This window comes from Xenophilus sp., from assembly GCF_044462705.1.
Taxonomy (GTDB): domain Bacteria; phylum Pseudomonadota; class Gammaproteobacteria; order Burkholderiales; family Burkholderiaceae_C; genus Xenophilus; species Xenophilus azovorans.
In genome coordinates, this window is the sequence record NZ_JBIQNC010000254.1 from 1 (window position 1) to 6,171 (window position 6,171).

At 65.7% G+C, this 6,171-nt stretch carries 6 protein-coding genes and 1 tRNA gene; 2 read left to right on the top strand and 5 right to left on the bottom strand.

All coding sequences use genetic code 11. The annotated features are described in order from the left end of the window. Positions 1-52: 52 nt before the first annotated feature. The 3 genes from ACIY1X_RS23860 to ACIY1X_RS23870 all read right to left on the bottom strand — a co-directional run bounded on the left by ACIY1X_RS23860 (position 53) and on the right by ACIY1X_RS23870 (position 2,929). Positions 53-1,612, bottom strand: coding sequence for a recombinase family protein (locus ACIY1X_RS23860; protein ID WP_399685499.1), 1,560 nt, complete (start codon positions 1,610-1,612; stop codon positions 53-55). A 137-nt stretch (positions 1,613-1,749) separates the two neighbouring features. Continuing rightward, positions 1,750-2,217 (bottom strand): hypothetical protein, encoded by a 468-nt coding sequence (locus ACIY1X_RS23865; RefSeq protein ID WP_399685490.1) that lies wholly within the window; start codon positions 2,215-2,217, stop codon positions 1,750-1,752. Positions 2,218-2,287: 70 nt separating this feature from the next. Further along, positions 2,288-2,929, bottom strand: a complete 642-nt coding sequence (locus tag ACIY1X_RS23870) for a type IV toxin-antitoxin system AbiEi family antitoxin domain-containing protein (protein WP_399685492.1) — start codon at positions 2,927-2,929, stop codon at positions 2,288-2,290. 153 nt (positions 2,930-3,082) lie between these two features. On the opposite strand from ACIY1X_RS23870, the gene ACIY1X_RS23875 reads away from it, so the two are divergent. Next, positions 3,083-4,201 carry a Fic family protein gene (locus tag ACIY1X_RS23875; protein ID WP_399685501.1) on the top strand — a complete coding sequence of 373 codons (1,119 nt, stop codon included), beginning with the start codon at positions 3,083-3,085 and terminating at the stop codon, positions 4,199-4,201. Between the two features lie 22 nt (positions 4,202-4,223). On the opposite strand, the gene ACIY1X_RS23880 is transcribed toward ACIY1X_RS23875, so the two are convergent. Together ACIY1X_RS23880 and ACIY1X_RS23885 are read right to left on the bottom strand one after the other, a co-directional pair. Next, positions 4,224-4,694, bottom strand: a complete 471-nt coding sequence (locus tag ACIY1X_RS23880) for a hypothetical protein (RefSeq protein WP_399685494.1) — start codon at positions 4,692-4,694, stop codon at positions 4,224-4,226. Positions 4,695-4,960: 266 nt separating this feature from the next. After that, positions 4,961-5,671 (bottom strand): SDR family NAD(P)-dependent oxidoreductase, encoded by a 711-nt coding sequence (locus ACIY1X_RS23885; protein WP_399685497.1) that lies wholly within the window; start codon positions 5,669-5,671, stop codon positions 4,961-4,963. A gap of 130 nt (positions 5,672-5,801) precedes the next feature. Between ACIY1X_RS23885 and ACIY1X_RS23890 the strand changes: the two genes are divergently transcribed. Then, positions 5,802-5,877, top strand: a tRNA-Lys gene (locus tag ACIY1X_RS23890). The last annotated feature ends 294 nt before the right edge of the window (positions 5,878-6,171 follow it).

Genomic DNA, 6,171 nt, shown 5'->3' on the forward strand with positions numbered 1-6,171 from the left:
TCCGTACCTTTGAAGTTTCCAACTTCTTGCTGTACGTGAAATCTAGGCAGGGTCATGCGACTCTCCTCAGACGGCTGCGCTCGGCCATGCCGTAGAGGTAGTCCAGGCTGTCGAAGCGGTAGCTCTCGAATTCGAGGCCGTTGTGATCGGCCAGGTGGATGCGCGGCTGGCCGAAGTCCAGACGCGGCAGCAGGTAGTAATCCAATGCCGCCTGATTGCTGTCATCCAGACGCACGGCGACCGTGATGTCCGGTGTGAGGCTGGTGTCGAAGCGCACCTTCCAGCGGCGGCGACCGTTGTCGAGCAGTTGGCAGCGTGACAGCACCAGCGAGACGGTGAACTCGCGGTTGACCGTGAGCAGGTCGGTCGCCGGATCGCGCACGACCGCGCCGCCGACCTCGGCGATCATCCGCTCGGTTTGGCCGACGATCTCCGGGTGGAGGCGGCGCAGGAACTGGTTGACCTCCAGATACTGGTAGTCCCGATCCGGCGTGAAGCCCACCGTCTGGTAGGCGCGGATCAGGCTGCCGAAGCGGTGCGCGTAGGCCGCCGCCGACGGCATCCCCTCGGCCTCGTCGATGATCAGGCCGGACAGATAGCCGTGCTGCTGGAAGAGCCGCCGCAGCTTCTCGATCAGTTCCTCGTCGCTGAAGCGGTGGGCGCGTTCGCGCAGGATGCCTTGCGCCGTGTAGAACAGGTCGGGTGGCACGATGCCCTCGAACGCGCCTTCCTTCTTGATCCACATCTCCGGGCGGTTCACCACGCGCACCTTCTTGAGCTTGAAGGAACGCCTGTTGTAGACGTTGTTGCCGATGTATTTCTCGTTGGACAACACCTCGCGCACCGTGGCCCGCGTCCAGTCGCGCCCGAGGTCGGTCTGGATGCCACGGGTGTTGAGCCGGTCGGCGATTTCGGATTCGAACAGGCCGTCCTCGACGAACCAGCGGTAGATCTGGTTCACGACGGCCACTTCCTCGTCCGGGCCAGGCTGCAGGATCACGCGGTCGGTTTGCAGGCTCTTGTGCTCACCACGGGAAAGCTGCCCCTTCACCGAGCCGGACTGGTCGATCAGCACGCGTCGCAGACCGTAGCCTGCGGGCCCGCCTTGGCGGAAGCCGAGTTCGATCAGACGGCACTGCCCGGCGAACACCTTGGCCGAGAGCTCGCGGCTGTATTCGCCTGCCATCGCGCGCTTGACGCCCTTGACGATGGTGGACACCGGCGAGCCGTCGTTCTCAAACTGCTCGGCGCAGTAGGCGACCTGGATGCCGGCGCGGCGGCAGATGTATTCGTAGTAGGCGCTTTCGTCGGCGTCCTGGAACCGGCCCCAGCGGCTGACGTCGTAGACGAGGATGATCTGGAAGTCGGCCTTGCCCGCCTGGACGTCGCCGATCAGTTGCTGGAGCGCCTGCCGACCGTCGATGCGCAGACCGCTCTTGCCCTCGTCGGCGTAGGTGCGGACGATGTCGATGTTGCGCCGGGCGGCGTACTCGCGGATTTTGTCGGCCTGGTTCTCCGTCGAGTATTGCTGGTGCTCGGTGGACATGCGCACGTACTGCGCGGCGCGGAACACCGGCCCCGGCGGACTTATAGGCGATTCGTTCGATTGCATAGACCCGGTCACTCCGTGATTGGCGATCTCGGGTCTGCCGCCCTTCAATGGACACGCCGCCGCCGCACGGCGGCAACGCACACGGTTGGAATCGTTGCCATGCAGGATGTTCGAGAGAACCCGTTTTGGAAGCAAAGTTACGGGCGAATCGACGAGGCGTCGATCACGTCCTCTCTTGACACGTCCATCTTGCACGGACATGTCACGCAGACCGGCGTGATCTCGACGACCCACGAGTCGCCGTTTTCCCTCGGCAATGCCGGATGCAGCGTTATGCGGTACAGGCCGCTCGGCAGGTCGCACGCGTCCATCTTTGCAAGATCCCCGTTTCGGCCCTGGTCCCGCGACCGCTGCTGCTCGCGGTTGCGTTGTGCGTATTCGGGCCGGGAATCGCGGTAGTTGCGCCAGTAGTCCTGATTGCGCTGCGACCACGCCTGCTGCGCGGCGCGCTGGTTGATCCGGTAGTCGGGATCGGACTGGAGCTTGGCCCGCTGCCATTGGCGCTTGCGGGCGCGCTGGCAGTCGGGCGCGGAACAAAAGGATTGGTCGGGAACTTGCGGGCGGGGTTCGAAGGGCTTGCCGCAGCAGGTGCAGTATCGGGTCATCGCCGGGTCTCCATGCAAATCCGCACGGAAGCCGCGACCGATCACCGTCGCCGGATGATCACGCGGGCGATCAGGCGCTCATGGGAGCGAGGCCGCGCGATGACTCATGGGCGACCACTTCCATATAGGGCCGCATCACGTTGGCGACCCGGCACACCTTGGCGTACCGCCACAGATCGTCCGCCGACGCCTTGCGCGCCATCCAGGCATCTTTCAGCGCCTCCATCGCCACATCCAGGCCGATCTTGTTGCGATGCTTGAAGCAGTCCACGACCGTCTTGGCCGCGCTGTGGACCCGCAGCGTCACGCCGTCGTGCCGGTGTTCCTCGATGCCTGCCGCATGGGCATCGCCCGTCATCTGCGTCATCCTGATCGGCGGCCAATCGATGCGCGGCGCGTGGCAGCCGCGCGGCATGGCGATCCAGACCTGCCGTGGCAGTTGGGTGGTCAGCCCGTGGAATTGCAGCGCGGTCAGCAGGCAGAACACGGCCTGCGGCGCTTTGGCCGCCACCACCACGAGGCTTTCGTGTTCCGATGCCGGATGGTTCGGCAGGCGGTAGAGGCCGCGCCCGACCCGGTCCAGTAGGCCAGCGGCGGTCAGGCGCGTCAGGACGACCCGGGGCGCGTCGATGGCGTCCAGATCGCCGGCGCGCAGCAAACCCTTCTGGCTGGCCAGATCGAGCACGCGCTGGCTGTGGGTGTCGGCGGGCATGGCCGTTTTGTGTTCCATATATTCTCTTAATGTATCATTTTGGAGAAAATTAGGAACATCGCACGGCTGGATGCGGCGATTAGCCGCCACATTCGCCGCATATTACGCGGAGAATTACTTGCCCTTGCGGCGAATAAGGTGTTTAATCTCCGCATGAATAGCGGAGAAAAACTCTACATCTGGCAAGCCGACGATTGGCCTAACTGGCGCTACGACCTGACGGCGCTGACCGGCCCGCTGACCGAGGTCAGCCGCGCCCAAGGCGTGCTGCTGGGCCGTCTGGCCGACGTGGGCATGGCGCTGCGCGATCAGGCCAGCCTCGCCGCGCTGACCGAGGACGTGGTCAAGACCAGCGAAATCGAAGGCGAAGTGCTGAACGTCGAATCGGTGCGTTCCTCGATTGCTCGCCGTCTGGGCGTGGACATTGGCGCGGTCGCCCCGGTGGATCGGCACATCGAAGGCGTCGTGGAGATGGTGCTCGACGCCACTTCGCGCGCCGCCTTCCCACTGACCGCCGAGCGCCTGTTCGGCTGGCACGCGGCCCTGTTCCCAACCGGGTACTCGGGCATGAACAGGCTCACCGTGGGGCAGTGGCGTGACGATGCGGCCGGGCCGATGCAGGTGGTTTCCGGTCCGGTGGGGCGGCGCAAGGTTCACTTCCAGGCACCGCCCGCCGCCGTGCTGCCCACCGAGACGGCGCGGTTTTTGGCATGGGCCAACGAGGAAACGGGCGAGCCCGCATTAATCAAGGCCGGGCTGGCGCATCTGTGGTTCGTGACGCTGCACCCCTTCGACGACGGCAACGGCCGCATCGCCCGCGCGGTGGGCGACCTGTTCCTGGCGCGCGCCGATGGCAGCCCGCAACGCTTCTACAGCCTGTCGGCCCAGATCCAGCGCGAGCGCAAGGACTACTACGACGTGCTGGAGCGCACGCAGAAGGGCACGCTCGACGCCACCGGCTGGCTGTCGTGGTTCCTCGGCACACTTGGGCGCGCGGTCGCCAGCGCGCAGTCCACGCTGGACGCCGTGCTGGTCAAGGCGCGCTTCTGGCAACGCTGGGCGGGCCTGTCGTTGAACGAGCGGCAAGTGAAACTGCTCAACCGCCTGCTCGACGGCTTCGAGGGCAAGCTCACGAGCAGCAAGTGGGCCGCCATCGCCAAGTGTTCGCCCGACACCGCGCTGCGCGACATCACGCAGTTGCTGGACCTGGGCGTATTGAAGAAATCACCCGGCGGGGGGCGCAGCACCGGATACGAGCTGGCAGGCCAGTAGGCCGATGGCGCGGATGCAGCAGTCAGACGGGCAACGATGCCAAGGCCTGCTGCAACGATCTGCGCTGCTCGCCCGGATCGATTTTCGCTTCGATGCCCTGATCCCGGGCCTCCTGCGACCAGCGTTTGGCCCATGCCATCACCTCGTCACAGTCGAAACGAATAAGTTTTTCAACTCGACGATGTGGGATGCCCAACGCCTCCCGCACGTTTTTTTGCGTGAAGACGTACAGGGGCAGCCCGGTCACATACGAAATCTCGCGTGCATCCATCAACTTCGATCCGTCCGGAAGGACGACGTCGGAGGCTTTTGCCCAGGTTGCTGACCGTAGGGCCTGGGACTCGAAATCGAAGACTTCGTCGATGGGGTACACGACCCGCTTGGACATCTTCATGAATCGAGGGCCGCGACCCTCGCTACGCCAGCGTTGGAGGGTCTTGGGACTGAGGTTCCAGCGCGCGGCCAGATCGGTTTCGTTCATCATCTTCTTCATGGTTGACTCCTTTTGTGGTTGAAGGCAACGCATTCAGGCGTGACATTCGCCACGAAGCCAAGTCCTCGGCAGGACCTCCATGCAGTTTCAGCGCAATGAGAACGTCAGCGGGTTTTACATATGTCCCTGTCCATTCCGCCGATACCCACCGCCATGGGGACGTCTCGGCATCGTTGAAGATAACAGGTTCACGGTTGCTGTAGAATCCACCACCACAACCCATCACATGGGCCCCGCTGCTTCGGCAGCGGGGCCTTTTTCTTTTGTCAATCCAACACCAGGTGCTGCCCATGCAGCGCCTGCGCGCCGCCGCCGGCCAGGAAGGCGATGGTCTGGGCGGCCACGGTGGTGGAGACCCACTCCGACGGGTTGGCGTCGGGCATGGCCTGGCGGTTGGCCGGCGTGTCCAGCACGCCGGGCGCGATGCTGTTGACGACGATGCCGTGCGGCGCCAGCTCCGCCGCGGCGCTTTCCACCAGCCGCTGCAGCGCGCTCTTGGAAGCGCAGTAGGCGGCCATGTGCGCGACACCCCGGCCGGCGGACTTCGCGCTCACCGCCACGAAGGCGCCTGCGCCGCGCTCGATCATCGCCGGCGCGAAGGCCTGCGTCACGGCGACGAAGGACCAGGCGTTGAGATCCATCATCCTGTCCCACGCAGCGCGGTCCAGCCCGTGCACCGGCTCGCCCATCTCGAAGCCGCCGGCGATGTGGACGACGGCGTCGACCGTGCCGAAGGTCCTGAGGATCTGCGCGGCCGCCTGCGCGACCGAGCCGGCGGACGAGACATCGGCCGGCAGCAGCAGGTGGGGCGAGTTCTCCAGCCCGGGGAAGGCCTGGCGCAGGTGCGCGGCGTCGCGGTCCAGCAGCGCCACGCGCGCGCCCTGGTCGAGGACATGCTGCGTCACCGCGCGCCCGAGCGCGCCGGCGGCGCCGGTGATGACGATCTGCGGCTGGGCCGCTGCGGGGGTGTCGGGCATGGGAGGCTCCTTCGTTGGCGTTGACTTCATCCGATGCAGGCCGCGGGGGCTGGCACCGCGGTCCGGATCTGGCATATAATCATTGTCTTGCCTGAAAACGCCGCCTTGCAAAACAGGCGGCACAGGGCGAGGGCTCTTAGCTCAGTTGGTAGAGCAGCGGACTCTTAATCCGTAGGTCGAGTGTTCGAGTCACTCAGGGCCCACCAACCATACCCGATGCCCCGCTGGAACATGCCAGCGGGGCATTTTTCTTTGGGGCTCGCAAGCCGGCCGGCGACTGCGGCCGCAAAAGAGAAAAGAGGACGCAAAAAAACCGACGCCCGCGCATGGCGGGCGTCGGTGTCGTGTGGCGGTGCCTGTCAGCGACCGCGCGGCACGAAGGCGCGGCCGGCCGGTGCGCCGTGGCCGGCACGCTTGCCGGCGCCGCCGCCCCAGCCGCGGCCGTTGCCGCCCTCGCGCGGCGGCGCACCGCGGCGGCCGCCCTCCTCGCGATAGCCCGC